This is a genomic window from Streptomonospora halophila, assembly GCF_039542725.1.
Lineage (GTDB): Bacteria > Actinomycetota > Actinomycetes > Streptosporangiales > Streptosporangiaceae > Streptomonospora > Streptomonospora halophila.
This window is the reverse complement of sequence record NZ_BAABIK010000013.1, coordinates 102,839-126,739: the sequence shown is the minus strand read 5'-3', so window position 1 is coordinate 126,739 and position 23,901 is coordinate 102,839. Positions and strand designations below refer to the sequence as shown.

Annotated in this window: 24 protein-coding genes and 4 tRNA genes; 15 read left to right on the top strand and 13 right to left on the bottom strand. The window is 67.3% G+C overall.

Annotated features, from left to right (window positions below; all coding sequences use genetic code 11):
• Nucleotides 1-1,003 precede the first annotated feature (1,003 nt).
• From ABEA15_RS13090 to ABEA15_RS13075, 4 genes are all read left to right on the top strand, one after another.
• Nucleotides 1,004-1,237, top strand: coding sequence for a hypothetical protein (locus tag ABEA15_RS13090; protein WP_344141096.1), 234 nt, complete (start codon nt 1,004-1,006; stop codon nt 1,235-1,237).
• Between the two features lie 329 nt (nt 1,238-1,566).
• On the top strand, nt 1,567-1,848 hold the full coding sequence (locus tag ABEA15_RS13085; RefSeq protein WP_345556837.1) for a hypothetical protein: 282 nt from the start codon (nt 1,567-1,569) through the stop codon (nt 1,846-1,848).
• Nucleotides 1,835-2,977 (top strand): amidohydrolase family protein, encoded by a 1,143-nt coding sequence (locus ABEA15_RS13080; protein ID WP_345556836.1) that lies wholly within the window; start codon nt 1,835-1,837, stop codon nt 2,975-2,977. Before ABEA15_RS13085 ends, ABEA15_RS13080 begins: the two co-directional genes overlap by 14 nt.
• Before the next feature lie 141 nt (nt 2,978-3,118).
• The gene (locus tag ABEA15_RS13075; protein WP_344141094.1) at nt 3,119-4,180 is read left to right on the top strand and encodes a glucose 1-dehydrogenase; all 1,062 of its coding nucleotides are present in this window, start codon (nt 3,119-3,121) and stop codon (nt 4,178-4,180) included.
• A gap of 105 nt (nt 4,181-4,285) precedes the next feature.
• On the opposite strand, the gene ABEA15_RS13070 is transcribed toward ABEA15_RS13075, so the two are convergent.
• Nucleotides 4,286-4,915: a TetR/AcrR family transcriptional regulator gene (locus tag ABEA15_RS13070; RefSeq protein WP_345556835.1), complete on the bottom strand. Its 630-nt coding sequence runs from the start codon at nt 4,913-4,915 to the stop codon at nt 4,286-4,288.
• Nucleotides 4,916-5,006: 91 nt separating this feature from the next.
• The gene (locus tag ABEA15_RS13065; protein ID WP_345556834.1) at nt 5,007-5,699 is read right to left on the bottom strand and encodes a hypothetical protein; all 693 of its coding nucleotides are present in this window, start codon (nt 5,697-5,699) and stop codon (nt 5,007-5,009) included.
• Between the two features lie 352 nt (nt 5,700-6,051).
• Here ABEA15_RS13065 and ABEA15_RS13060 point away from each other — a divergent pair, with 352 nt between their 5' ends.
• Entirely contained in the window at nt 6,052-6,315 is a 264-nt protein-coding gene (locus tag ABEA15_RS13060) for a PspC domain-containing protein (protein ID WP_344141089.1), read from the top strand.
• Nucleotides 6,316-6,633: 318 nt separating this feature from the next.
• Here the strand turns inward: ABEA15_RS13060 and ABEA15_RS13055 are convergent, their stop codons facing one another.
• Together ABEA15_RS13055 and ABEA15_RS13050 are read right to left on the bottom strand one after the other, a co-directional pair.
• A complete protein-coding gene (locus ABEA15_RS13055; protein ID WP_345556833.1) occupies nt 6,634-8,130 on the bottom strand; it encodes an MFS transporter in 1,497 nt (498 codons plus the stop codon).
• Between the two features lie 241 nt (nt 8,131-8,371).
• Nucleotides 8,372-8,725: a metallopeptidase family protein gene (locus ABEA15_RS13050; protein WP_344141087.1), complete on the bottom strand. Its 354-nt coding sequence runs from the start codon at nt 8,723-8,725 to the stop codon at nt 8,372-8,374.
• Nucleotides 8,726-8,926: 201 nt separating this feature from the next.
• On the opposite strand from ABEA15_RS13050, the gene ABEA15_RS13045 reads away from it, so the two are divergent.
• The 4 genes from ABEA15_RS13045 to ABEA15_RS13030 all read left to right on the top strand — a co-directional run bounded on the left by ABEA15_RS13045 (nt 8,927) and on the right by ABEA15_RS13030 (nt 10,984).
• The gene (locus tag ABEA15_RS13045) at nt 8,927-10,483 is read left to right on the top strand and encodes a metallophosphoesterase family protein (protein ID WP_345556870.1); all 1,557 of its coding nucleotides are present in this window, start codon (nt 8,927-8,929) and stop codon (nt 10,481-10,483) included.
• 141 nt (nt 10,484-10,624) lie between these two features.
• A tRNA-Glu gene (locus tag ABEA15_RS13040) sits at nt 10,625-10,697 on the top strand.
• 114 nt (nt 10,698-10,811) lie between these two features.
• Nucleotides 10,812-10,886, top strand: a tRNA-Asp gene (locus ABEA15_RS13035).
• A gap of 24 nt (nt 10,887-10,910) precedes the next feature.
• A tRNA-Phe gene (locus ABEA15_RS13030) sits at nt 10,911-10,984 on the top strand.
• 99 nt (nt 10,985-11,083) lie between these two features.
• Here the strand turns inward: ABEA15_RS13030 and ABEA15_RS13025 are convergent.
• The 6 genes from ABEA15_RS13025 to ABEA15_RS13000 all read right to left on the bottom strand — a co-directional run bounded on the left by ABEA15_RS13025 (nt 11,084) and on the right by ABEA15_RS13000 (nt 16,470).
• Nucleotides 11,084-12,337 (bottom strand): tyrosine-type recombinase/integrase, encoded by a 1,254-nt coding sequence (locus tag ABEA15_RS13025; RefSeq protein WP_345556832.1) that lies wholly within the window; start codon nt 12,335-12,337, stop codon nt 11,084-11,086.
• Complete coding sequence (locus ABEA15_RS13020) at nt 12,337-12,513, bottom strand: helix-turn-helix domain-containing protein (RefSeq protein ID WP_345556831.1); 177 nt, start codon at nt 12,511-12,513, stop codon at nt 12,337-12,339. Before ABEA15_RS13020 ends, ABEA15_RS13025 begins: the two co-directional genes overlap by 1 nt.
• Nucleotides 12,514-12,515: 2 nt before the next feature.
• Nucleotides 12,516-14,213 carry a replication initiator gene (locus ABEA15_RS13015; RefSeq protein WP_345556830.1) on the bottom strand — a complete coding sequence of 566 codons (1,698 nt, stop codon included), beginning with the start codon at nt 14,211-14,213 and terminating at the stop codon, nt 12,516-12,518.
• Nucleotides 14,213-15,628 (bottom strand): FtsK/SpoIIIE domain-containing protein, encoded by a 1,416-nt coding sequence (locus tag ABEA15_RS13010; RefSeq protein WP_345556829.1) that lies wholly within the window; start codon nt 15,626-15,628, stop codon nt 14,213-14,215. Before ABEA15_RS13010 ends, ABEA15_RS13015 begins: the two co-directional genes overlap by 1 nt.
• 99 nt (nt 15,629-15,727) lie before the next feature.
• Nucleotides 15,728-16,039, bottom strand: a complete 312-nt coding sequence (locus tag ABEA15_RS13005) for a hypothetical protein (protein ID WP_345556828.1) — start codon at nt 16,037-16,039, stop codon at nt 15,728-15,730.
• Nucleotides 16,039-16,470: a plasmid replication, integration and excision activator gene (locus ABEA15_RS13000; RefSeq protein WP_345556827.1), complete on the bottom strand. Its 432-nt coding sequence runs from the start codon at nt 16,468-16,470 to the stop codon at nt 16,039-16,041. The genes ABEA15_RS13005 and ABEA15_RS13000 overlap by 1 nt, the downstream gene beginning before the upstream one ends.
• Before the next feature lie 301 nt (nt 16,471-16,771).
• Here ABEA15_RS13000 and ABEA15_RS12995 point away from each other — a divergent pair, with 301 nt between their 5' ends.
• Together ABEA15_RS12995 and ABEA15_RS12990 are read left to right on the top strand one after the other, a co-directional pair.
• Nucleotides 16,772-17,515 (top strand): XRE family transcriptional regulator, encoded by a 744-nt coding sequence (locus ABEA15_RS12995; protein WP_345556826.1) that lies wholly within the window; start codon nt 16,772-16,774, stop codon nt 17,513-17,515.
• Nucleotides 17,516-17,519: 4 nt separating this feature from the next.
• Nucleotides 17,520-17,996, top strand: coding sequence for an NUDIX domain-containing protein (locus ABEA15_RS12990; RefSeq protein WP_345556825.1), 477 nt, complete (start codon nt 17,520-17,522; stop codon nt 17,994-17,996).
• Nucleotides 17,997-18,016: 20 nt separating this feature from the next.
• On the opposite strand, the gene ABEA15_RS12985 is transcribed toward ABEA15_RS12990, so the two are convergent.
• Both ABEA15_RS12985 and ABEA15_RS12980 read right to left on the bottom strand, forming a co-directional pair.
• Nucleotides 18,017-18,568, bottom strand: a complete 552-nt coding sequence (locus tag ABEA15_RS12985; RefSeq protein ID WP_345556824.1) for an HD domain-containing protein — start codon at nt 18,566-18,568, stop codon at nt 18,017-18,019.
• Nucleotides 18,569-18,578: 10 nt separating this feature from the next.
• A complete protein-coding gene (locus ABEA15_RS12980; RefSeq protein WP_345556823.1) occupies nt 18,579-19,073 on the bottom strand; it encodes a GntR family transcriptional regulator in 495 nt (164 codons plus the stop codon).
• A gap of 874 nt (nt 19,074-19,947) precedes the next feature.
• Between ABEA15_RS12980 and ABEA15_RS12975 the strand changes: the two genes are divergently transcribed.
• Entirely contained in the window at nt 19,948-20,703 is a 756-nt protein-coding gene (locus ABEA15_RS12975) for a helix-turn-helix domain-containing protein (protein WP_345556822.1), read from the top strand.
• On the opposite strand, the gene ABEA15_RS12970 is transcribed toward ABEA15_RS12975, so the two are convergent.
• On the bottom strand, nt 20,684-22,180 hold the full coding sequence (locus ABEA15_RS12970; RefSeq protein ID WP_345556821.1) for a hypothetical protein: 1,497 nt from the start codon (nt 22,178-22,180) through the stop codon (nt 20,684-20,686). The two genes, ABEA15_RS12975 and ABEA15_RS12970, sit on opposite strands and share 20 nt — an antisense overlap.
• 609 nt (nt 22,181-22,789) lie before the next feature.
• On the opposite strand from ABEA15_RS12970, the gene ABEA15_RS12965 reads away from it, so the two are divergent.
• The 3 genes from ABEA15_RS12965 (at nt 22,790) to ABEA15_RS12955 (ending at nt 23,833) form a co-directional block, all read left to right on the top strand.
• Nucleotides 22,790-22,851, top strand: a tRNA-OTHER gene (locus ABEA15_RS12965).
• Nucleotides 22,852-23,112: 261 nt separating this feature from the next.
• Nucleotides 23,113-23,430: an ArsR/SmtB family transcription factor gene (locus tag ABEA15_RS12960; RefSeq protein WP_344141086.1), complete on the top strand. Its 318-nt coding sequence runs from the start codon at nt 23,113-23,115 to the stop codon at nt 23,428-23,430.
• Nucleotides 23,423-23,833: an SRPBCC family protein gene (locus ABEA15_RS12955; RefSeq protein WP_345556820.1), complete on the top strand. Its 411-nt coding sequence runs from the start codon at nt 23,423-23,425 to the stop codon at nt 23,831-23,833. Before ABEA15_RS12960 ends, ABEA15_RS12955 begins: the two co-directional genes overlap by 8 nt.
• The last annotated feature ends 68 nt before the right edge of the window (nt 23,834-23,901 follow it).

Sequence of the window (23,901 nt, the reverse complement as noted above, 5' to 3'; positions counted from 1 at the left end):
AGCGGGGGCACAAAGCAACGTTCAAGGTCCCTTCTCTCCCCCTCGCATAGGCGAAGTGCATTGCCTCACCCACCGCCCCCGACTTCGAAGTGGTTCTGATAGCTGACCGAAAAGGAAGACTCACGTCGGTGCATCTGGGAAGGGTGGCGTTCGGAGCGGATGCTCCATCGGTGCTCGGATGGTGGGGACCGGCCCGGCACACGGTGGTGTCAACCGGTGCCATCTCCCTATCCCGAGGCGAGAAAACGCCAGGTCACAACACCACTCGGCATTCCATGAACCCAGCGCAGTGTACCGTGTCGATTGTGCAGGTCAACGGTCAATCGGACGCCCGAGAATCCACGACCCCTCCGGTCCCGCTGGAGCGATGCGGAGAACCCGGCACGGTCCGGCACGGCCGTCCCATATCGTGCCACCGAGGCGCCCCACCTGCCTGCGTCACCCCACCGCAACGACGAGCTGACCGGCCCTCTCCCGCCAGCGGCGTCGATCCGCGCCGATCCAGCCTCGCGGTGGATGTACCGGGTTGCCGATCGAGTCGCCTTTCGGGTCTGCCATGCGGACCGGAGTCGTCAGTGATGCCGCGGTCGCGCCCGGGGATGGGCGGGTGTCCGAAGGTCAAACCCTGCCCTCAGGCACCCGCGGCCGATGTCGTCGACGGCGGTCCGCACAGGTGTCAGCGCGACTCCCCGCGTGCGTCGACGAGGCCCACTCGCCGGCCCCACGTCGTATGCGTTGACGCGCAGGCTCCTCCCGCGCGTCAACGCCACCCAGGTTGACCGTCTCGGCTGTCTGTATCGGGTGGAACAATGCCGCGCGAGCGACGACCCGGCACCAAGGCAGCGAGAAGGCAGGCGACACACCATGGAAGACGCTCGCCATCTCGTCGAAGACGTCGTGAGCTTGTGTGGACGCCTTCAGTGAGGTCGGCCGGGGTGCCTGAGGGCAGATCGAGCCCTTCGAACGTGGTAGGACTGCGCATTCCGATACTGGAGTGACGCCTATGGGGATTTACCAGCATTCTATCCATTCGAAGATTGCTGCGGACAATTCCTTGCGGGTTTTCCACGGGTCGGCTGTCGAGCAACTACAACCGCATCGTCGCCCACAGCGACTCCATCATGGAATTGGCCCGGCGGCATCGCTGACCGATTCTTCCTCGACGGCGGAACTCGGCGACCCGGTTCTGCAGGCAGAAACGGCTGATACCGAGGGCTTTGGCGAGCCCGACGGTTGACGTGCTGCCCTGGCGCGCCGGCTCGACAGCGCGGCGGCAGAACTCGGGCGAGTGTGGAGAGGGCACGGACGACATTCTTTCTGATGATCACGTCTGCCCTCACCTCAGGTGTCCGCGCTACGGGGGAAGCTCATTCTGGTTGCGCACAAGTACTCCCGTGGGAGTACGCGTCACCTCCTGTGGGACGACGCAGCGACCGGCGCCCGCCGACATCGTGGTGGACACCAACCACTCATCGGAGATCTCGTGTCCCAACGTCCAGATTCCACAGTTGTCGAGCGGCACTCTGCGGGGAGCGATGTCATCCAAACGCTGACGACGCTGCAGCCATGCTCGCCGGTGCCGTCGAGCACTACGGCTCCGGCGAATCAGCCGTCGTCGTGCTCGACGACGTCACCATCGCGTTCCCAGCGGGAGAGTTCACGGCCGTGATGGGCCGTGTCAGACACCCATCACTCGACCGCACGACGCTCCGCTCGACCGCCACGCCGGCCCAGCGCGAGTTGAAGCGGATCGCGAACCCGGGCGGGTACCTGCGGACCACGGTTGTCAATCTTTACGTTCACTGCACAACGCGACGCCGGAGCGCATACAGACATGAAATCGAATGAAACAGGACCCACGAAAATGTCGATGGGACGCCGCAATTTCCTCACTCGCGGGGCTGCACTTGGCGCCGGCGTTGGATTGGCCGCGCCGATCCTCGCGTCATGCACCAACGAGCAAGATGCTTCGGACATCTCGCTCCGTGACCAAGACCTGTCATTCATCGGTACGGAAGAGACCTTCTCGACTCCCGAGTTGATGAAGCTCAACTCCATCAACGAGGAGCACATAGCGTTCCTTGAGGGAACAGGTCTTGCCAATCTGGGCCAGCGCCGCATCGATGATATGGACAAGGGAGGGCTCAACGTTCAGATCCTCTCTGCGCATACGCCGGCTGTGCAGAATCTCCCGGGGCAAGAGGGCATCGACTTTGCCTATCGTCTCAACCGGAAGCTTGTAGAAGGGCCGATGGCGAGTCATCCTGGCCGATTCCAGGCTTTCGCGACCTTGCCCTTGCAGAGCCCGGATGCGGCGGCCGACGAACTGGAGCGCTCGGTTCGGGAAGACGGCTTCTTGGGCGCCCTGACCAACGGGCACATCACGAAGAAATTCCTCGATCATCCGGAATTCGAGCCCGTGCTAGCGCGTGCCGAATCCCTCGATGTGCCGATCTACCTGCATCCCGGGTATCCGGCCGAAGAGATCTACCAAATCTACTACAGCACGACACGGTCGGAATACACGAAGGAGTACCAAGACTACATTTTCAGTGGGTCTGGATATGGCTGGCACCAGGAGGTGCTTACCCAATGCATCCGGATGATTACATACGGGGTTTTCGATAGATTCCCCAATCTGAAGATCATCATCGGCCACATGGGCGAAGGTCTTCCCTTCTACTACAAGCGGATCGCCGAAGACATGGGCGAGCCGACCGAAGACTCGCTCAAGAAGCCCATCGCGCAGTACTTCCAGGACAACTTCTGGATCACTACCAGCGCGTTCTTCCAGGATGAACTGCTCCACCTCCTGCTGAAGTACATCAGTGTGGATCGAGTGATGTTCGCAACCGACTACCCCTTCGCTAGCATCAAAGAAGGGACCGACTGGTTCCGAGCAGTCGATCTTCCGCGTGAAGATAAGGAAAAGATCGCGTTCCGCAATGCCGAGAAACTGTTCGGCATGAAGGTCTGACGCATCGGCGCCGCACCGAGGTATTCCTCAGGAAACGCCCGCTTCCGGACGCCCGGATCGGCGCCCCCGGAGGGTTTGCAGTGCCGTGCGGCGGCTAGGCATGGGTTGGACAGTGGTGCAGTAGGCCAGTGGAGGGCAGCCATGCGCGCAGTCACCGTCAGCCCCGGTCGCGATGAGCCGCTGGAGGTGCGCGAGCTGCCCGATCCCGAGCCGGGGCCGGGGGAGATGCTGGTGCAGGGCCTGGCGCTGGGAGTCTGCGGGACCGACCGGGAGATCATCGCGGGCGGCCACGGTGCCTTGCCGCAGGGGCGCGAGTGGCTCGTGCTGGGCCACGAGTCGCTCGGCCGGGTCCGCCGGGCGCCCGAGAACAGCGGGTTCGCCGAAGGCGATCTCGCTGTGGGCGTGGTGCGCCGGCCCGACCCGGTTCCGTGCGGGGCGTGCGCGCGCGGCGAGTTCGACATGTGCCGCAACGGCCGCTACACCGAGCGGGGCATCAAGGGGGTCGACGGCTACGGCGCGCAGGCGTGGTCGGTGGAGCCCGAGTACGCGGTCAAGCTCGACCCCCGCCTGGAGCGGGTGGGCGTGCTGATGGAACCCGCCACCGTGGTCGCCAAGGCCTGGGAGCAGATCGAGCGGGTGGGCGAACGCTCCTGGTTCGAGCCCCGCCGCGTCCTGGTCACCGGGGCCGGGCCCATCGGCTTGCTGGCCGCACTGCTCGGCAAGCAGCGGGGCTTGGACGTGCACGTGCTCGACCGCGTCACCGAGGGCCCCAAGCCGCTCCTGGTGCGCGACCTCGGCGCGGAGTACCACTCCGAGGACATCGAGCAGGTGATGGACAAGCTCGAACCCGACATCGTCGTCGAGGCGACCGGCGCCGCCCGGCTGGTCTTCGAGGCGATGGCGGGCACCGCCGCCTACGGAATCGTCTGCCTCACCGGCGTCTCGCCGGCCGGCCGCCGCATCACCGTCGACGCGGGCAGCCTCAACCGCGACATCGTGCTGGAGAACGACGCGGTGATCGGCTCGGTCAACGCCAACCTGCGCCACTACCGCCAGGCCGCCGACGCCTTGGCGGCCGCCGGCGAGTCGTGGCTGGAGCGCATCATCACCCGCCGCGTTCCCGTGGCGCGTGCGACGGAGGCGTTCACGCCGCAGCCGGGCGACATCAAGACCGTCGTCGCCCTCGACCCCTCTGCGGAGTGAGCGACCGGCGGGCGGGCGCCGCGCCCCGCGCGGTCGTCTACCCGCGTCGAGCGACCGCGCCTGAGCGTGCGGGCAGCCGGCGCTGCGCGAAGGGCGGCCCGGGGCTCAGCCCTCCGGGCGTGCCCGCAGCCCGTCGAGGCAGGTCGCGGTGATGGGGTCGGCCAGCCGCGCCAGATCGACCGAGGGATCGACGAGCCATTGCAGCAGGCACCCCTCGATGGCGGCGACCACGACGGCGGCCTCCGGCTCGCCCAGCCCCGGCCGCAGGTCGCCCTCGCTGCCGCCGCGCCGCAGCAGTTCCGCCACCAGAGCGCGGTACTCCCGGTAGACGGCGGCGATGTCGAACGCCGGCGGGGGCGGGTCGGCGTCCTCGGCGCGGCGCGCGGCGCCTCCCGCGCTCCACAGGTCCAGCATCACGGCGGTGAGGTCGGGCTCGGCCGCGAGCATGGCGACGGCGCCCTCGACCAGTTCGGCCAGCGCGTCGTTGGCGGGCCGGTCGCTGCGCCGGGCGTCGGCGAGGACCTGCGCCGAGCGCCGCGCGATCCGCTCGAAGCCGGCCGCCAGCAGCGCCTCGCGCCCCTCGAAGTAGAGGTAGACGCTGCCCTTGGCGATGCCGGCCTCGGCGGCGACGTCCTCGATCCGCGTTGCTGGGTAGCCCCGGCGAGCGAAGACGCGCACGGCGGCGTCCAGGATGTCCTCGCGGCGGGCGTCGCGGTCGACCCGTTTGGGTGCCATCGGGCCCCTTCCTTTCAGCGGCGGTATCGCCCTCGATGATCGCGCCGCAGATCCGGGCGCCCGTCGGCGGGTGCCGGTCAGCGGGTGCCGGTCAGCGGGTGCCGCCGGCGACACCCGCATCGGCCGGCGCGGGCGGTACGGCGTGCACCTCGCCGGGCAGCAGGTGGCCGAGCAGCAGCTTGATCAAGCCCACCGGCGCCAGCCAGGCGATCTGCGGTGGGACGCCCAGCAGCGCGAGCGCCGCGGCGATGCCCAGCGTCGCCGCGGCGAAGGCGGCCGGGCGGCGCAGATCCGGGCGGGTCAGCTCCACGACGACGGCTGCGGCAAGGGTGAGCGTGTAGACCGCCGCCGCGTCGGCCCAACCGAAGCCCGGCACGGCCCAGGCGACCACCGCAGGCTGGACGTGCAGCGCGACGAAACCGAGCCGGTGGAGCCCGCCCCGGCCCGGAGCGTGGAATCGGCGCTTGGCCGACGCGGTGGCGTTGGCGACCGCGCCGCCGAAGTAGTCGAAGGCCACGAGGGCGGCGACGGCCGTCGCCGCCACCGGCCAGCCGGCCGCCGCGCCCGCTGCGAGCGCCGCCGCGGAGCCGGCGCCGGCGGCTCCGAAGGTCAGGGCGATCTCGCCCGCTCCGGCCTGCGGAGCCACCATCGCGTCAGCGACCCGGCGCATCGCACGCCTGACGACGCCCCCGTCCGAGCGGCGCTCCGGAGTCGCGCGCCCGCCGGCCGGGCCGGGCGGTTCGTCCCGCGCAGCCGTGCCTGTGCAGTCGGGATCGGTGTCCATCACAACAGGCCTCCTTATTATGACTGACTGGTCAGTCATAATAAATCGCAATGAGCTCCCGGTCAACAACGGCCCGGCGGCGGCGTGACCGGAGCCGCGACCCTGCGGCCCCTCCCGCAGCGCACCCGCGCCGGAGCCGTGCACCGGGATCGGTTCAGGGCTCGCCCAGGTGTCGACACCGCATGCGGGGCCAAACGAGGCGGGAGAGGGGGAGCGCGCATCGGACGGCCGCGAAGCGGCCGACCCCTGTCGGCGGAACGACCGGTTTCGGCTCCGGTTCAGGGTCGCGGTCAGGGGAGCGCCAGGGGGGTTCCCGATGGGAAATCGCGCCGTGAAAGGGCACGCTGGAAGCATGAACGACAACACCGGCAGCAAGAAACTGCGACGCAGCCGCCGCCAGCGGATCCTCACGGGCGTGAGCGGCGGTATCGGCGAGTTCGTCGGCGTCGACCCCAACATCGTCCGCGTGGTCTTCGTGGCCCTCACGATCTTCGGCGCCGGGACCGCGGTCCTGCTCTACATCGCCGCCTGGCTGGTGATGCCCGAGGAGGACGGCGAGGACTCGATGCTCGAGCACATCATCCGCAACTTCCAGGGCAAGAAGTCCGACTACTGATGTGGTCGCTGCGCGCACGACCGGACTTCGTCGCGAGGCTCCCCCGTGCCCTCGACGAGGGCGACGGGGAGCCGAGCGGGACGCGGCCGGAGCCGTCCGGCCGGTGCGGGCCGGAGCGGAACGCGTCGGCGGGGGCGCCCGAGAGCTCCGCGGACAGCGCTCCCGCCTGACGGCGGCTCGGCGCCGAAGCAGGTGGCGCTCGGCGCCGCGCGGGACCGTCCCGCAGCCGCCGGCCGCCGGCCCCGCACAGGTGCACGTGCCGCCCCCACGGGCCGCCGTGCAGCGCGTCGCCGCTCGCGCCGCGCCGCCGCGCTCCCGTCAGCCGGCCGCAGGAGCCGGCGCGTTCATCAGCTCGATCGCGCTGTGGGAGATCCGGGACCAGTGGAGGGCCAGCCACAGCGCGGTCAGCACCCCGACGGCACCGGCGGCGATGATGACCACCTGCGTGCCGGTGATCTCCACCAGCAGGCTCGCGAGCGCGATCCCGACGCCCTGGGCGGCCTGCAGACCCGCAGCCACCAGGCCGAACGCCAGTCCGCGCCCCTCACCGGGCACGCACAGCACGAACGCCGCGTTGGCGACGATCTGGTAGGACGCCGCTGCGCCCGAGAACACCATCAGCCCGATCATCGCCCACAGCGGAGGGTCGGCGAGCCAGAGCAGCAGCGGCGCCGAGGCCGTCACGGACAGCGGGCCGAGCAGGTGCATGCGGGTCGTCGGGTTGATCAGCCGCGTCAGCACGAAGCCGCCGATCACGGCCCCCAACGACGGCGCCGCCATGATGAACCCGGCTGCCGTGGCGCCGCCGCCCGCCTCGTCGGCCAAGGGGTTGGCCAGCCCGTAGGGCATCATGTAGAGCCCGGCGAGCCAGGCGAACAGGCCCAGCGTGCGCAGGCGGGAGTCGCCGAAGACCAGCCGCGTGCCGTCGCGGGTGACCTGCCAGAGCGAGGGCCGGGCGTCGCGGTCCTGGTGCGGGGCGGGCCGGCGGCGCACCCCGGCGTAGACGATGGCGGCCGACACCAGGAACGTCAGCCCGTTGTACATCACGGTGGAGTTGGCGCCGATGACGGCGACGACCCAGCCGCCGGCGGCCAGTCCCACCAGCGTTCCGGCCTGGGAGGTCAGCTGGAAGATGGCCGAGCCGGCGACGTAGCGCTCGCCCTGCACGATCTCGGCCATCAGCGCCGCGCGGGCCGCCCCGAAGGGCACCAGCGGCAGGATGGACAGGAACAGCAGCGTCCAGATCGCCCAGATCGGCAGCCCGGGGATGCCCATCGCGGCCACCATCACCGCGCGGATCACGTCGCAGACCACGAGGACGCGGCGGCGCGGGAAGAGGTCGGCGAGGCCCGACAGCAGCGGGCCGCCGATGACCTGCGGGATGTAGGTGAGCGCGAGGGTGATCCCGGCGGCCAGGGCCGAGGACGTCTGCTGGTAGACGAGCACGGTTATGGCGACATTGAGCAGGAAGTTTCCGGTGGTCGCCAGCGCGTGGGCCGACCACAGGGCCCTGTACTCGGGCACCTTGAGGACCTCGCGGTACCCGTCCCGCCAGTCGGAGAGCGGCTCGGGGGAGTCATCGCCGCCGGACTCGGCGGCGCTTCCGGGGGAGTCGGGCGTCCCGGGGCCGGAGGGACCTGCGGGCGCGGGAGCACCGGAGCCGGAGTCGGCGACGGCAGCGGGGGCGGGACCTCCGGAAGGCGGGGGCGCGGCCGTGTCGGCGACGGCGTCGGCTTCAGGGTGCGGTGGGTTCGCCTGTCCGCGGACCTGAGAGGGGACGCGTGCTTCGCGGCTGTCCATGTGCGGATCGCCCACTCGGCGACTCCCTTACTGGTAACAAAGGTGTCACTCTAAGTCGTTGGTTGATGACCTACCGTTCCTGATGTGTGCGCTTTTCCGCAAGTCGTTCGACCCTATTCGTTTCTGTTTCGTTGTAGCCCTTAGGTTCACGCAGCGGATTCATGTACCGGAAGTGCCGTTTTAGTCGGGTATTGCCCGGGTAAAGTCGGCGGCCGGGAGGGAGCGCAGCGTAGTCGGGCGTGCGGCGCACGGCCGATCACCCCCAGCCGAGCTCGTGCAGGCGGTCGTCGTCGATGCCGAAGTGGTGGGCGATCTCGTGCACGACCGTGATCCGGACCTCCTCGACCACCTCCTCGGGCGTCGAGCACACGGTGCAGATCTCCCGCCAGTAGATCGATATCCGGTCGGGCAGGACCCCGAAGTAGGCGTCGCCGCGCTCGGTCAGCGGCACCCCCTCGTACAGGCCGAGCAGGCCGGGCTCGGGCGGGTCCTCGGCCACCGTGATCACCACGTTGTCGATGTAGCCGGTCAGGTTCTCGGGGATGGTGTCGAGGGCGTCTGCGACAAGCTCCTCGAACCGTGCGCGCGTCAGTTCCACCACGCATCGCATTGTGCGGCATAGGGCAGCGGGCGACGAGGCCGATACCGGCCGCCGCGCCGGGCGGACGAGAGGCCGGGCCCGCCGGCGCCCGCCGCGCGTGCGGGCACGACGTTGGCGGTAGGCGCGCACGGGCATGATGGGGAGGTGTTGTCGAGCGTGAGATCCCGTCTGGCAGAGGCCGTGCGAGCCGCCCCCGCCTGGTTCTCCCGCATGCGCCGGGGCCGCACCTGGCGCTACGGCGCCGTGGTGGCGGCCGCGCTGCTCGGAGGCTGGCTCGGGCTGACCCTCGGCGGCCAGATCGTGGCGCCCATCGGCCCGGCCGACGTCGAGTTCAGCATCAGCCCCGACTTCGACGGCAAGACGGTGGTCGACGTCTCACCGCTGGGCAAGCTGGAGTTCGACACGCACACCGGCCCCCTGAGCTTCCGCGCCTCCATCTCGGAGATCCGGCTGTCGGCGACCCGGGAGATGTTCCAGAACCCCGAGGCCATCAACCGCATGGCCGACAGCATCGGCGACGAGCTGCGCAGCGGTGTCATCCGGCTGTTCGTGCAAGCCGTGGCGGCCGCGGTCGTCGGCGCGGGCGTCACGGCGCTGATCCTGTTCCGCGACTGGCGGCGGGCCGGGATGAGCGCGGCGACGGCGCTTCTGGTGATCGCCGGCGCGGGCGGGCTCAGCGCCGCCACGTTCAACCCCGCCGCCATCGCCGAGCCCCGCTACACCGGGCTGCTGGCGGGCGCGCCGCAGGTGGTGGGAAGCGCCGAAAGCGTCGTCAGCCGGTTCTCGCGCTACCGCGAGCAGCTGGCGAGCCTTGTGGGCAACGTCTCCCAGCTCTACGAGGCGACCTCGGCGCTGCCGGTCTACGAGGACGATGCCGACACCATCCGGGTGCTGCACGTCAGCGACCTGCACCTGAACCCGGCGGGATGGAACGTGGTCCGGTCCCTGAGCGAGCAGTTCCAGGTGGACATGGTCGCCGACACCGGCGACATCACCGACCGCGGCAGCGCGGCCGAGGATGTCTTCGTCGACGACATCGGGTCCCTGGACGTCCCCTACGTGTGGGTGCGCGGCAACCACGACTCGATGGGCACTCAGCGCGCGGTACAGGAGCAGGACAACGCCGTCGTACTGGACGACGAGGTCCAGCGGGTCGGCGGGATCGTCTTCTACGGCGCGGGCGACCCCCGCTTCACCCCGGACAGGGCGCTGGACAACCCGACCGGCGGCGAGCTCGCCGCGATCGGCGCCGAGCAGGTGCCGGCGGTCGAGGGGCACGAGCCGCCGGTCGACGTCGCGATGTTCCACGACCCGCGCCAGGGCCAGGCCTTCAGCGGCCGGGTCCCGCTGGTGCTGGCCGGAGACGCCCAGAGCCGCTGGACGGAACAGCAGGGCACGGGCACGCGCTTCATCGTGCAGGGCTCGACGGGCGGCGCGGGGCTGCGCGCGCTGGACGGCGACTCCGACGAGCCCACGCCCTACCAGGCCTCCGTGCTGTACTTCGACCGCGAGTCCAAGCGCCTCCAGGCCTGGGACGACGTCACGCTCGGCGGCCTCGGTCTGTCCTCGGCGCAGATCGAGCGGCACATCACCGAGAACCCGGACCGCGAGATCACCCCGCCCACCAGCACGCCTCAGGCGCCCACGCCCCCCACCCCGTCGCCGACCGGCACGCCCGCCTCGGGGGAGGCCGGTGCCACGCAGACGCCGCCCGCGCGTCCGCAGGAGTCCGAGTCCGGGCCGGAGCCGACGGGCGGCCCCGGATGAGCCCGCGAGCCCGCCGAGCCCGCCGAGCCCGCCGACCGGGAGCCCGGCAAACCGCTTTGGCACCGCGGTGGAATCTCCCCTATGCTTGACCCGTCCCCGACGACCGGCGAAGTGGGAGTGACGACCGCGTTCGTCGTCGAGGCCCCCATCGTCTAGTGGCCTAGGACGCCGCCCTTTCAAGGCGGTAACGCCGGTTCGAATCCGGTTGGGGGTACGGTTCCGGTCAAACCACTGCCGAAGGTCTGGCAGAATGAGACGCGGAGCGCGGAACACGAAGATCCCGAAGAATCGGACATCCTCGACCGCGCGACAACTGAACATGACACCAGGTCCTGTGGAGCAGCTAGGAGTGCTCGCCACCCTGTCAAGGTGGAGGCCGCGGGTTCAAATCCCGTCAGGACCGCGTCGCACACCGCTTGGTGTGCCTGGCCAGGTAGCTCAGTTGGTACGAGCGTCCGCCTGAAAAGCGGAAGGTCGGCGGTTCGACCCCGTCCCTGGCCACACAGTCTGAGCAGTGCGAAAGCCCGGAGCCGAAGAGGCGCCGGGCTTTTTTGACAGCAACCGTGACAGCAACGCGGGCAGTTGGCGGCGGACGAGGGCTCACCCGAGCGCATCGCCGAGGCGCCCGAGGGCGCGGCGCTTGTCATCGAGGGAGGCGTGCGCGTAGATGGTCATCGTCACGCCGATGTCGCTGTGTCCCACGATCTCGCGGACGACCTGCGGCGGTACGTCGAGGTTGAGGAGCAGCGTCACGCAGGTGTGCCGGAGGTCGTGGAAGCGCACGCCGTCCAGGTCCGCTTTCCGGCGCAGCGGTTCCCAGCTCCGGCGCAGGTTGTCCGGCTCCAGCGGCGTACCCCGCTTGGAGGGGAAGACGAGCCCCTGTTCCTCCCAGTCCGGCCAGGCGTCGGAGCGCTCGGCGAACTGGCGTTTACGGTGGTCGCGCAGCGCATCGAGGCACAGGCCGGGCAGCGGGACCGTGCGCGAAGAGTCGTCCGTCTTGGGCGGGACCAGGCGCAGGGAGCCGTTCACGCGCTGGAGGGTGTTCACGATCTCCAGTTGGCCGGCGTCGAGGTCAACGTCCACCCAGCGGAGTCCGAGCAGTTCGCCGCGCCGCAGGCCGAGGCAGAGCGCGAGCACGTAGAGCGTGTGGAACCGGTCCTCTGCCGAGACCTTGAGCAGTCGTTTCGCCTGCGGGACGTCGAGCCCGCGGTTCACCGCGTAGCGGGGAGGCGAGACCTTGACCAGCTTCGCGACGTTGCGCGGGATGATCTCCTCACGGGTTGCCGATTCCAAGGCGTTGCGGAGTACCGCGTGGACCGACTGAACCATGCGGGGCGAGAGCGTCGAGCCGCAGCACGCCTTGGGGGACGCTGCGCAGCATTCGGGCTTCTCGCGGGCGGCGTCGGTGCCGTTCTTGCAGCACTGGCACTCCTGCCGAATGCGGGTGATGAAGGTGCGCACGTCGCGAGCGGTCAGCTTGCCGAGCCGCTTCTTCCCCAGGTTGGGGACGAGGTGGCGGCGAATCACGCCCTCGTAGCCCTGGACGGTCTTGGGGCGGCGCTCGGCCTTGACGACGTGTTCGAGCCAGTAGTTCAGGTACTCGTCTACGCGCCAGTTCTCGGAGGCGACCGGGATTCCTTGGTCGGAGTCGGCGAGAAGCTTGTTCAGCTTCGACCGGGCCTCGTCGCGGTCCTTGGCGTAGCCCTGTACGCGCTTGTACGTGCCCTCAGTTGTCAGAACGTAGGCGGCGAAGGCATACCGGCCGTCCTTGCGCTGCCAGATGCTCCCGTCGCCGTTGGCGCGCTTTGAGCGATCGTTCCTGCGGCGGTTGTCGCCGCTGTCCTTAGCAGCCATCAGGCCACCTCTCCCAAAGCGTCGATGCACTCGGCGAGCGCGTTCACCGGGACCAGGCGTCGGCGCCCGATCTTGACCGTGCGGAGCCGACCCGAGCGGATGAGGTTGTACAGCGTCCAGCGGCTCACGCGGAGACGGGCCGCCGCCTCGTCGACGGTCAGGACCAGATCACTCATGGTTAGGCCACCTGTTCCATGTCTGGAGTTGCCGAAAGGTCGTCGGATCGCTGTTGCCGAACGGCGTCGAGCTGGGAGCGGCGCTTGAGCGCTTCGCCGACCGCGCGCAGGAGGCGGTGTTCGCGCGGGGGGACGTCGGGATCGGTCGGTCGCGCCAGCTCCCAGGCGTGATTGCCGGAGGAGACCGAGGCGAGTGCGGGAGCGGCGTCGTCGTCCTGGCTCTCGTCGGGGTCGGCGTCGGGATCCACGCCCAAGGCGTCGAGGACCCAGCGCAGCCGGTCCGCCTTGTGGTCGGCGACGGTCTTCCCGGACCACTTGCGCGAGACCAGGACGCGGCGCCCGGCGTAGCCGAGGTGTTCGCGCCGGTGTGCCTTGGAGCGGCAGAAGCCCGGCGTCATGCCCGCCTTGGCACCGTCCGGTTGGACTCCATAGCGGAGCCAGTTCGCGCAGCGCGGCGAGCAGGGTTCGAACCGCAGCGCCTCCACGAGCCGGTCAACGTGGCGCTGTTGCGCCTCGTTCTCCACGTCGTGGCATTCGGCGATGTCCTTGGTCAGGTACTTCGCCAGGTAGCGCACGCACCGATCGGCGTCATCGGTGCCGGCCACCACGCCCTTTGCGTCGACTTGCGGCCCGAAGCGGACCACGTGCAGCGGTTCCGCGTGAGGGTCAGCGTCGAGGTCATCTAGGGCTTCGCCCCAGGTGGGCAGGACTTCCCCCGTCTCGGGATCCACGTAGTTGCCCGTTTCCTCGTCGAAGACCGGCAGATGGTCCGCCGCATAGACCGCCTCGTCGGCGGAAGGCCACCACACTTGGTGATACGTGGCCGCCGCGATCTGGCGCAGCTCCGCGCGCGGGATGGTGCCGCGCGTGGCCATGTGCAGGTGCGGCGCCAGGCGGCGTTGCGGTTCCACGGTGGCGAAGTACTGCACGTCGAAGCCCGCCACGCGGCGCAGGTTCTGCACGAACCGGTCGATGAGCTTGGAGAAGTGCAGCGCGTCCCGCGCGGCCCGCCGGTAGTCATAGGTCGACGGATCCACCGGCGTGCCGTCCGCTTTCACCCGCCCGTAGGTGTCGCACGTCAGCGTCACGAACAGCGAGGGCCGGAAGACGCGGCCCGTGGCCGAATCCTCATAGCTCCGCCCCACAGTGGTTTTCGCCATCTGCCGTTTGGGCAGGTCCGGCGCATCCTGGCGCCGCTTGGTGGAGCGCACCCGACGAGCACACCCCGACGAGGAGGAGCCAGGCGAGACCGACCCGCGCAGCCCGGACGCGGTGATCTCGGCGTCGAGGTCGGCGATGGCCTGATCGAGCGCGGCCACCTCGTCGGGAGCAGCTTCGCCCGCGTTCACAAGGCGATCCCGCTCGGCGGTCACCACGGCGCGCCGCTCGATCCACGCCCGCTGAACGTCGGACGGTTCGTCGGGCGTGACGGTCGGATCCTCGGCGAGGTGCCAGCCCTCTTCGCACTGGGACCGCCGGATGGACCGCTTGCGCTTGGCGCAGGATGGACAGCGAGACTCCAGCGTGGACCCGCACGGCACGTCCACAATCTCTGTTTGGCCCGTGGCGATGTCGGTCCGGCGCAGCGACACCGGGCGAATGCAGACGCCCTTGTCTGCGGCGAGCTGCTCGGCCACCTCACGCGCCAGCGGTTGCGCCTGCCGCTCGGCGCGGGTGCTCTTACCGGTCGGAGTGGGCATCAGCCGACCACCCCCGCAGCGTCAGTGGCCATGGTGTCGATGTCGGCATCGGTGACGAACGCTGCCCGCACCCGCACCGGGGCCAGGGAGCCCTCCAGCTTCACGAACGCCACACCGGGAAGGTCCGGGTCGATCAGGTGGGCGTTGGCCCCGCGATCCCGCGCGCCTTCGCCAAGGACCATGTCCACCTGCGACGCCTCGTCCAGCCGGAGCGCGATCTTGTCCGGGAACAGGTTGCGGAGGTTCAGCACCTCCTTGCGCGGATCCTGGAGCGCGGCCAGCACGCAGAACCCGACCGAGCGGCCCTGTGAGGTCAGCGTCGCGATGGCGTTCTCCGCGCGCCGGCGGATGTCGCGGTCGGGGTGGTAGGCGGTCAGGAACGCCACCTCGTCCAGGACCACGACGACGAACGGATCCCGCGTGCTCGGCACGTGAGTCCGCTGCTTGCCCGCGTAGCGTTCGGCGCGTTCCTGCATCGCCGTAACCGCCGCCTCCAGGAGGGACACGGCGTCTTCCGCCGCATCCGCATACCGGGCGAACAGGGCGCGCCCGTAGGAGAGTTCCATCCGCTTGGGATCGATCGCCCACACCTCGGCGGTGCCCGCATGGAGGGCCGGGGTCATCGCCCGGATGGCCGACCACAGCACCGAGCCTTTACCGGCACCGGTGACGCCCACGGTAAGCACGTGGGTTCCGTGAAGCCGCAGCCGCCACGGTTCGCCGTCTTCACCGATGCCCACCGGCAGGCCGGACAGGTCAGGCTCATCGGGAACGGGTAGCGCGTCGATGGGGTCGGCGAGGGTGTCGCGGCGGGGGAACTCCAGGACGAGGTCACGCGGACCGCGCACCTCCACACGGCAGGAGGGGGCGCCGAAGCCGTGCGCCAGCTCGGCCACCCGGTTCTCGAACTCCGCCGGGGCGGTGCCGGCCACCAGCTTCACCCGCACCCGGTCGGCCCACGCCGAGCACGTCACGCCGCGAATCTGCGGGAGGTACTGGCGTTCGAGGTAGCTTTCCGCCAGCCCGGAGACGACGAGCACGGGCTGCCAGTGGCGCCGGTAGACCCAGAACCGGCGCCAAGTGGCCAGCACCCGACGCGCCACGTGCGTCTTGAAGGACTGCGGCCAGCGGCGCCACCACACCAACGCGGCGAGGTCGAGGACCGACCACAACACGGCCAGCCCGAGCCAACCGCCAAGGCCGTAGGCGGCGACCGAGACGACCACCGCGCCGACCGAGACCGGGAACTGGACGGGCAGCAGCACCAGCGCCCGCAGGAAGCGCCACAGCCACCCCGTGAGGATGAAGATCCCCGGCGTCTCGACCACCGGAGTCGTGAAGCGGATGCTCTGGGCAGGGACCGGAGCCGTCGGCCGCTGGACCTGTGCGGCTCCGGCGTTCATCGCGCGCAACATAAGCTGGTCACACCTCTTTCGTGATCACTGAAGGACTGCGGGAGGGGTTCAAGGGGCGGCCGAGGTGTTGCAGCACCAGGCCGCCCCGCCGATTGCCGATCAGGCAGCGCCGGGTTCCTCGTCGGCCCGGCAGGGTCGCGCGTGCAGCTCTTCCAGCGCGGCCAGGTAGCACTGCGCAGCCGAGACCACTTCACGGGCGAACGCGAGATCGGCCGAGGTCACCGCGCCCCGATGGTCGCGGCACGTCATCGACAGCTCAGGCCCGGACGAGGACACCGAGAGGATCGGCTTCGCGTCGGGATAGGTGTAGCAGCGCACCCGCACGTCCGATCCGACGTGAAGACTCATCGAGCCCCAGGTGGGCACCGGATCCGATGCCGGAGCGCCGGAGGAGTCCCAGCGGCCACCCATCAGGCACCGTCCTTGGCCGCACCGGAGGCCGCAGCGGCGGGAGCCTTGCGCGAGGCCGCACCGTTGCCGCCCGGCGCCTTCACCCCACGAGCGCGCAGCGAGTAGGCCACACGCGGACGGCGCCCGGAGTCGTCCACGTAGGGCATGACCGACATCGATTCGAACTCCACGGGCCGGAACGGCAGGCCGGGCACCTCGTCGGGAAGCGTCGGGCAGTGCTCCGCAGCGACCTTCACCTTCACCGACTTGGCCTTGCCGCGCGCTTCCGGGTCGGCGTCGATCACGTCGACCGCCCACAGCGGAAGACCAGTGTTCTTGTCCAACTGCGGACGCTTGGTCTCGAAGTCGGTGATCTGCTCCACCGACAGTGCGTAGGCGCCGTGCGGGAACACCGTCCCGAACTCGATCGGCAGCGCACCTTGAATCGCCATGGCGTTTCTCCTGTTCATAGATCCGGCTGCATCGCAGCACCGTTCGGCGTTCACGCGAGCGGTTGCGCTCTGCGAACAATCGAGACATGTATAGCATGTATCGAAGTTGGTTCGCCAGAGCTCAGCCATCGCCCCTGTCTCCCGCCGGATCGCCTCGTCTCTCGGCCGCTGGAGGCCGATACCTTCAGACACGTACGAGCATCGGGCACAGGCCCGGGACGGGATCACTACATGGCTGGACGTGTTCGGGACGTCTCGATACTGTGAGCGCGTCCTTAGACGTCCTGCGAACACGGGGCTCATGCCAAACGAGAGGTTGCGCGCAGCGCTGCTTGAGCAGGGACTCACGCCCGCTGATCTGGCCGCGGACGTCGGCGTTGACACGAAGAGCGTCGAGCGGTGGATCGGCCGTGACCGGACCCCCTACCGCAAGCACCGCTACGCGGTCGCGGCGCGATTGGGCACGGACGAGGCGTTCCTCTGGCCAAAGGCGCTCAGTCCCGAGCAGTCCGCCGAGGCGTCCGAGAGCGAGATCCTGAACATCTACCCGCACCGGTGGACCGTTCCCCGCGATACGTGGAAACGCCTGTTCGAGACCGCGCAGGAAGAGCTGGGCATCCTCGTCTACAGCGGGTACTTCCTCGCCGAGGACGGCAACCTTCACCAGTTGCTCAGGGAGAAGGCCGAGGCCGGTGTGCGTGTGCGCGTTTTGCTCGGCGACCCCGACTGTGCGGCGGTTGCCCAGCGCGGCGCCGACGAGGGCATTGACGACGCGATGGGCGCCAAGATCCGCAACGTGATCGTGCTGTACAAGTCGCTGCGCAGCGTGGACGGTGTCGAGTTCCGGTTGCACAGCACGACGCTGTACAACTCGATCTATCGCGCGGACGGGCAAGTACTGGTCAACACCCACATCTACGGCAGGCCCGCAGCCGATGCGCCGGTCTTCCATCTCCGCCGGATCGCCGGCGGTGGCATGGTGAGCACCTACCTGGACAGCTTCGAACGCGTGTGGAGCGAAGCGGTCCCGCTGGATGAGGAGTAGGACCATGCCGAAGCGGATCGACTACTACGACGACCCGCAGGCCCCGCCCGCGAACAGCCTCGTTCCCTCGGTCAACGTGATCGTCGCCAACGAGCGTGACGAAGTGCTGATGATCTGCCGCACCGACAACGGCAACTGGGCGCTACCGGGCGGCGCGATCGATCTCGGCGAGTCCCTGCCCGAGGCCGCCGTGCGCGAGACGCGCGAGGAGACCGGCATCACCTGCGAGATCACCGGGATATCAGGCACCTACACGGACCCGAAGCACGTCATCCACTACACAAGCGACGACGAGGTGCGACAGGAGTTCTCCATCGTGCTCACGGCGCGGCCGGTATCAGGGGAGCCGACGCCGAGCAGCGAGTCCCGAGAAGTCCACTGGGTTCCCAGGGCCGAGCTGGACGGGTACCAGATGGACCGGTCGATGAAGCTCCGCATCAAGCACCACGCGGAGGGCCGGACCGCACCGCACATCGGGTGAAGGCCGACCCTCGTTGAGGGCTACCGGTGCGCGTCTTGGAGGGCTTCCACCGAGCGAACCGCCTTGACCAGGTCGGGACGCGATCGGGTGATTGCGCGGTGCACGAGGTCACCGGGCGCGTAGCGCTCAAGGATCTCGTCGAGCCGACGCTCGGCCGGCAGGTGCGTCCCATCCGGGCCGGTCGTCATGTCGGAGTAGGTCAGCGCGTTCAACAGCTCGATCGGCGGAAACTCGAACTCGTTGCTGAGTTCCTCACGCATCCCCCGCTCGTCGGCCTCGACCAGGGCGCCGGAGTGGTGCGCGACCAGCGAGCACAGCACACCGTCGGCATGCTCGACGTCGCGCAGATAGCGGGCACCGTCGAGCGGGTGAAAGCCGGTCTTGGCGAGGTCGGGTGAGTATCCGATGTCGTGCAGCCACGCCGAGGCTGTCACCAGGTCAGCGTTATCGCCGAGGACCTCGGTCAGGGTGGCGGCTTGCTTGGCTACGCCTTGAGTGTGCGCCCACCGCCGGGGCAATGACTCTTCGAGAAGGTTCCGCGCGAGATCCCGCGCCCACAGAACATGTCCCACATGTTCCAGGCTAGCTTGCAGGGTTCCCGGCGTCCCCAGCGCGGACGAAGCGACCTTTACCGTGCACGGATACGACCAGGCCGGAACCCTCCAGCTCGGACAGGGCTTGGCGCGCGGTGCCCCGAGAGACGTCGTACGTCCGGACGATCGCCGCTTCACTGGGCAGCGCGTCACCGGGCGCCAGGTCCCCGCGGCTGATCTTCCCGCGCAGTTCGGCGGCGATGCGCCGGTACTGTGGTTGATGCCCGGAGGGGTCGCCGGCCTTGCTGCCCTCGTCGGGGTCGCAGACGACCCGCCCGGTACCGGGGAGCGTCCGGATCAGGTGGTCAGCTTCCAGCGCGGCGAGCGCGCGCCGGACGGTGCTGCGAGCAACGTTGAACTCGTCGCCGAGCGCGGACTCTGAGGGCAGCGCGGCGCCGGGAGCGAGCGCACCGCTGGTGATGCGCTGTCTCAGCGTCTCCGCTATCTGCGTATACGTGCCCCACGGGGTCGCGCGAGGACTCACTTAGTCATTCCCCTCGTTGCTTATGCAGCGCTGCACAATACTCCCAGACTTCCGTGAATATTCACGGAGGTCCGCAGCATCCTCACTAGTCCTGCTGCGTCAACGCCGCGCGGCCGGTGTGGGAAGTCAGCGACGGACCACCGACCGCGCGGCAGCCTGATCACGTCATCGGGGGACCGTCAACGCGGTAGCAGCCATCGCCGAGCTTCCGCGTCTGCGCGCGGAACCAGCCAGCGGACAGCAGTGAACGTCCAGCTCCAGTAGGAGGGTTCTCAAGCTGACGCACGAACTCTTCAACGTCGGGCTCGACAAGCGTTGGCGCGTGATCGACGTCGGACGTGCGCACGGTCGCAAGCCACAGATGTTCCGTGCGCCGGATGCTCCAACGCTCCCCATACCGCTCCTGGAGCAACCGCAAAAGCGGGTTTGCGTGCGCCGTCATGCCAGCACCGCCTCACGCTGGGCGATGTCCAGCAGGACAGCCACCCCAAGCCGAGTGCGGTCGCCGCGCGCCCGGTCCCGCTGCCGCTCGACATACAGCACGTAGGGCCGCACCATCGCCGCCCGCGCAGGAACGGCGTAGGCCAGTGGATCGGGCGTGAAGGGTATGGGTACGTATGGCCGCTGGCGCGACACGATTCGCCGGGGCCGCTGTCGGGGGTAATACCGCGCGATAAAGTTCCGCATGTTCCGCCTGCTTCCGTCAGGTTGGGACCACGCCCCCGGAGTGTTCGCAGCACTCGCGGGGGTCTTTTCACCTGCGGAAACCTTCGCGTGGACGCGCGGACATGTGTACCACGTATCGGACTTCTCAAGGGACGTCTTGGGACGTCTTCTGCTAGCGTCGGTATCCCCGAGCCCGGAGGGTGACACCGTGAACGAGGCCCTTCGCCAGGCCCTTGCCCGATCCCGCCTCACTGACGTCCAGGCAGCCGAACGCATCGGCGTAGACCCGAAGACGGTCCGCCGCTGGCTCTCCGGCCAGAAGCCCTACGCGCGGCACCGCTGGGCGATGGCTGACCTCTTGGACGTGGCGGAGGTTGAGCTCTGGCCGGAGAGCGGAAAGACCGACGAGCCCCCGGCATCCTCGCTGCCTGCCGGCATCAAGAAGGTCTATCCGCACCGCTGGGAAGTTCCTCAGTCGGCATGGCGCCAACTCTTCGAGTCGGCGGAGCGTGAGATCGGCGTACTTGTCTACAGCGGCTTGTTTCTCGCCGACGACACCGGAATCCTGCGCATCTTCGAACGCAAGGCGAGGCAAGGCGTCAAGGTCCGCATACTGCTCGGCGATCCTGACAGTTCCAACGTTGAGTTGCGCGGCGAGGAAGAAGGAATCGGGAAATGTGTGGTCGCGAAAACACGAAACGCTCTTTTTTTATACCGTCACATTCAGGGCACAGCGGGAATCGAACTGCGCCTGCACAGCACAATACTTTACAACTCAATATACCGAGCAGACGAACAGCTACTGGTCAACCACCACATATACGGCATCCCAGCGTCATCTGCGCCCGTACTTCATATTGATGGACGCAAATATTCTGATCTTGCTTCCACCCATATTGAAAGTTTCGAACTCGCCTGGAATGAGTCCACAAACTTAAGCTCCGTCAACTCACCATATCGCTGAAGCGCTCATGAAGCTTTGGAAACCACCAGGGGTCTTTCGGTGCGTCCAATCCGCTTTTAGGCGCACCCTTTTTCTCGATATTGGAAAAGTAAGATTCAATATCATTAACCATTTCTTTCAGGTCGCCATCATCCAGCACGAAGATGTATCCTCGCCCAGCAAGGGCAGTATCACGACACCTTTTTAAGAAGAGATCTTTGTTCTCAAAACTTCGACATGTTAGTATCCCGACTTCGCTTCGCAGACTTGAAAACCTGCTGGCAATTTGATCCAATTCTGGATTAGCAATATCCCGGGCATAGTTTTTGCACTCAACATAGACATATCGGCACACCACAGGGTCATCTCGCAACCATGAGAAAAATCCGCGCCGCGAGGTGTTTGTGTAGCGAATATCTATTCGCTTTCGACCTTCATTGATTTCGTTTTCTTTTACAGGAAAAGAGAGTTCAGGGTAGAACATAGCCGAAAACAATGCTTCCACATGTCGATGATAAGCATGTGCATGGTCGGCACCAAAAGGCGTTTCTAAGACTTTCCTCAGCAACTTACGGTAGTTAACTGGCCTACTTCCAGTTACGGCCGAAAGCTTCGAGTGCGACAGCGGAAGCGACCCCGTGCTCTTCTTCTTGTCCTTGTAGTTCGATAAAACAGCTGGCCGTGTTGCGCTCAGGTCACTGATTGCGGATTTTGAGGTTCCGTAGTGCTCTTTCAGTTTATCTCGATCAACACTTTCGATTACCTTTTCCCCTTCCTTTACTCTATGCACCAACTTGCTTGAAGGATTATCCAATTCTTCCTTCTCCAAGCTGGGCATCAAATGCTTGTTGAAAAACTCGTCCTTTCTCATGTGCAAGCCATTCCTGACAATAACTTTCGGCACCAACAACAATTTTCCGTCCTCTGTTGTTGGAAGTTCAGTATAATCGTCCTCCCACTCGAACTTTTTTTCGTCCCACACATACCCACTCCAAACTTCTTCCATGGGAATACCATAATACCGAGAAACGCTTTGCGTGTAGAGAATCAACGTTCCCCGGATAATGTTAGTTGTGATGTCCGATACAACATCCTTCCCAACGTTGTCGATAAATAGAGCAGTATCTTCGAGGTCTTCGATAAGCCCAGTTCTAGCGGCCTTACTCTCGGCCAACTTCCTAGCAAGAGTCCTTATCGATCTCGCCCCGAGCGCTCGTCCAGCAGATTTTCCCTTCGAGATTCCGAGATGAGTTTCGTTGGGCTCCTTGAGCTTACTTAGAAGGCTCATGAGTCGTCTATCATCATCGTTTCGAACTGCATCGAGTACGCTGTCAAAATACGTTGTCAACTGCTTATCGCATCGATGGCTCCAGTCATCGGAAAGACGTCGTATACACGAAGGGTCAATGTAGACAGGAACATCTTTAAATGTGTCTACATCGACAAAATCGAGTTCTGATTGGCTTCTGTCGAGACCGAAGTATTCTGATATCCTCATACGTTTCCTCCTTCGCGGCCAATCTTCCCATTTTTGAAGCACCGCCACGCTAACTGGCTGGATCTGGCCAACTGGGCACTCGAATGTTTGCCGAATCGGGCTGTATGAGATCAAGGCGACGGCGCTGCGCGCCGTCGCTTCGGCTTGCTGGGGGCGTGCTCGGGCTGCGGGCTGGCGCCCGGTCCCGAGCACGCCCCCAGCCGCCGCTACGTTCTCTCGTGCATGCCGCACCGGCCCTCCTCGCGTCGCAGAGCGGCATAGTGCACATGGTGACGCGCCGCGCCGACAAACCGTTGCCATTTGGTAGAACTCGGGTCGATGACGTTTCTCGGACCCGAGGCACTCGGTCGCGCGACTCTGTCTGTCTTGGGTGGCCGGCACCGGCGCGACCGAGCACCTCGGACCGGGACTGTGGTTGCTCGCTGCTGGGGTTGCCGTAGCTATGGCGGGGGAGGGGCGGCAGCGTTATCCGTTCCGTGCCGCACCTGCCGCCGTCTGTTGGGCAGGTCAGAAGGGCCGCCGTCTGACAGCAACCGTTACAGCAACGACAGCAACCGCCCCCACCCACGCGCGGTCGGCAACGTGCATCCGACGACGGCCGTCACGACTGGTCAGGGCGGTTGCTCCGCCTGAAAAGCGGAAGGTCGGCGGTTCGACCCCGTCCCTGGCCACATCCTCTGAACACATGAAATGCCCCGTGAACCGCGGAAAGCGGCCACGGGGCATTTTGCTGCGCCGGTGGGCGCCCGTGGCGTCCGGTGGGTCTCTGCGGCCGATGCACCGCTGCGTCTCGCGCACCTGTCGGCCGGCTCAGTGCCCAAGGGCCTCTGAGATCTGCCGCATGGCGTGGTCCTCCTCTCCCCCAATGCGGACTGACGGCAACGTGTCGGGGATAGTTGACATGTCGGGAGTTTCTTACATATCGTTCCCGTATGTCAGATGACGTCTTCCTCGCCCTGGCCAACCCCGCGCGCCGCCGTCTGCTGGAGCTTCTGGCGGACGGGCCGCGGACGGCCGGCGACCTCGCCGAGCAGTTCGATATGAGCCGCCCGGCCGTCGCCGAGCATCTGCAGGTGCTCCGTCGGGCGGCGCTCGTCCACGATGAGCCGGTGGGCCGCCGTCGGTACTACCGGCTGGAGGCGGCGCCGCTGAAGCAGGTCGGGGACTGGCTGCACCCGTTCGAGCGGTTCTGGCGCGAACGGCTGCGCGACATGGCCGATCTTGTCGAGAAGGAGATCCCCGATGACTGAAGGACGCACTGGCACGATCTCGGTCGACCAGTTCATCGCGGCCCCGCCGAGAAAGGTCTGGCGGGCGCTGACCGAGCCGGACCTGCACGCGAAGTGGTGGGCGCCCGGCGACGTCGCCGAAACGGTGGGGCACGAGTTCCATCTGGACATGCCCGGGTTCGGCGCCATCCCGTGCAAGGTCCTCGAATCGGTGCCCCATGCGCGCTTCGTCTACACGTTCAACGGCAATTGGACGCTGACGTGGCGGCTGGTCGCGGAGGGCGACGGCACCCGCCTGCTGCTGGACCACTCCGGCTTCGACCTCGACGACAAGCGCGAGAGTCAGGCCTACGACCGCATGGGGCCCGGCTGGCGCGAGACCGTCGTCCCCAGGCTCGCTGAGCTGGCCCCGGGCATCGACTGACCGGCCCGGGCGCCACCGAACCGGGGCGAACCGGCGCCAGGGTGCAGTCCGGGGCCACCGAACCGGGC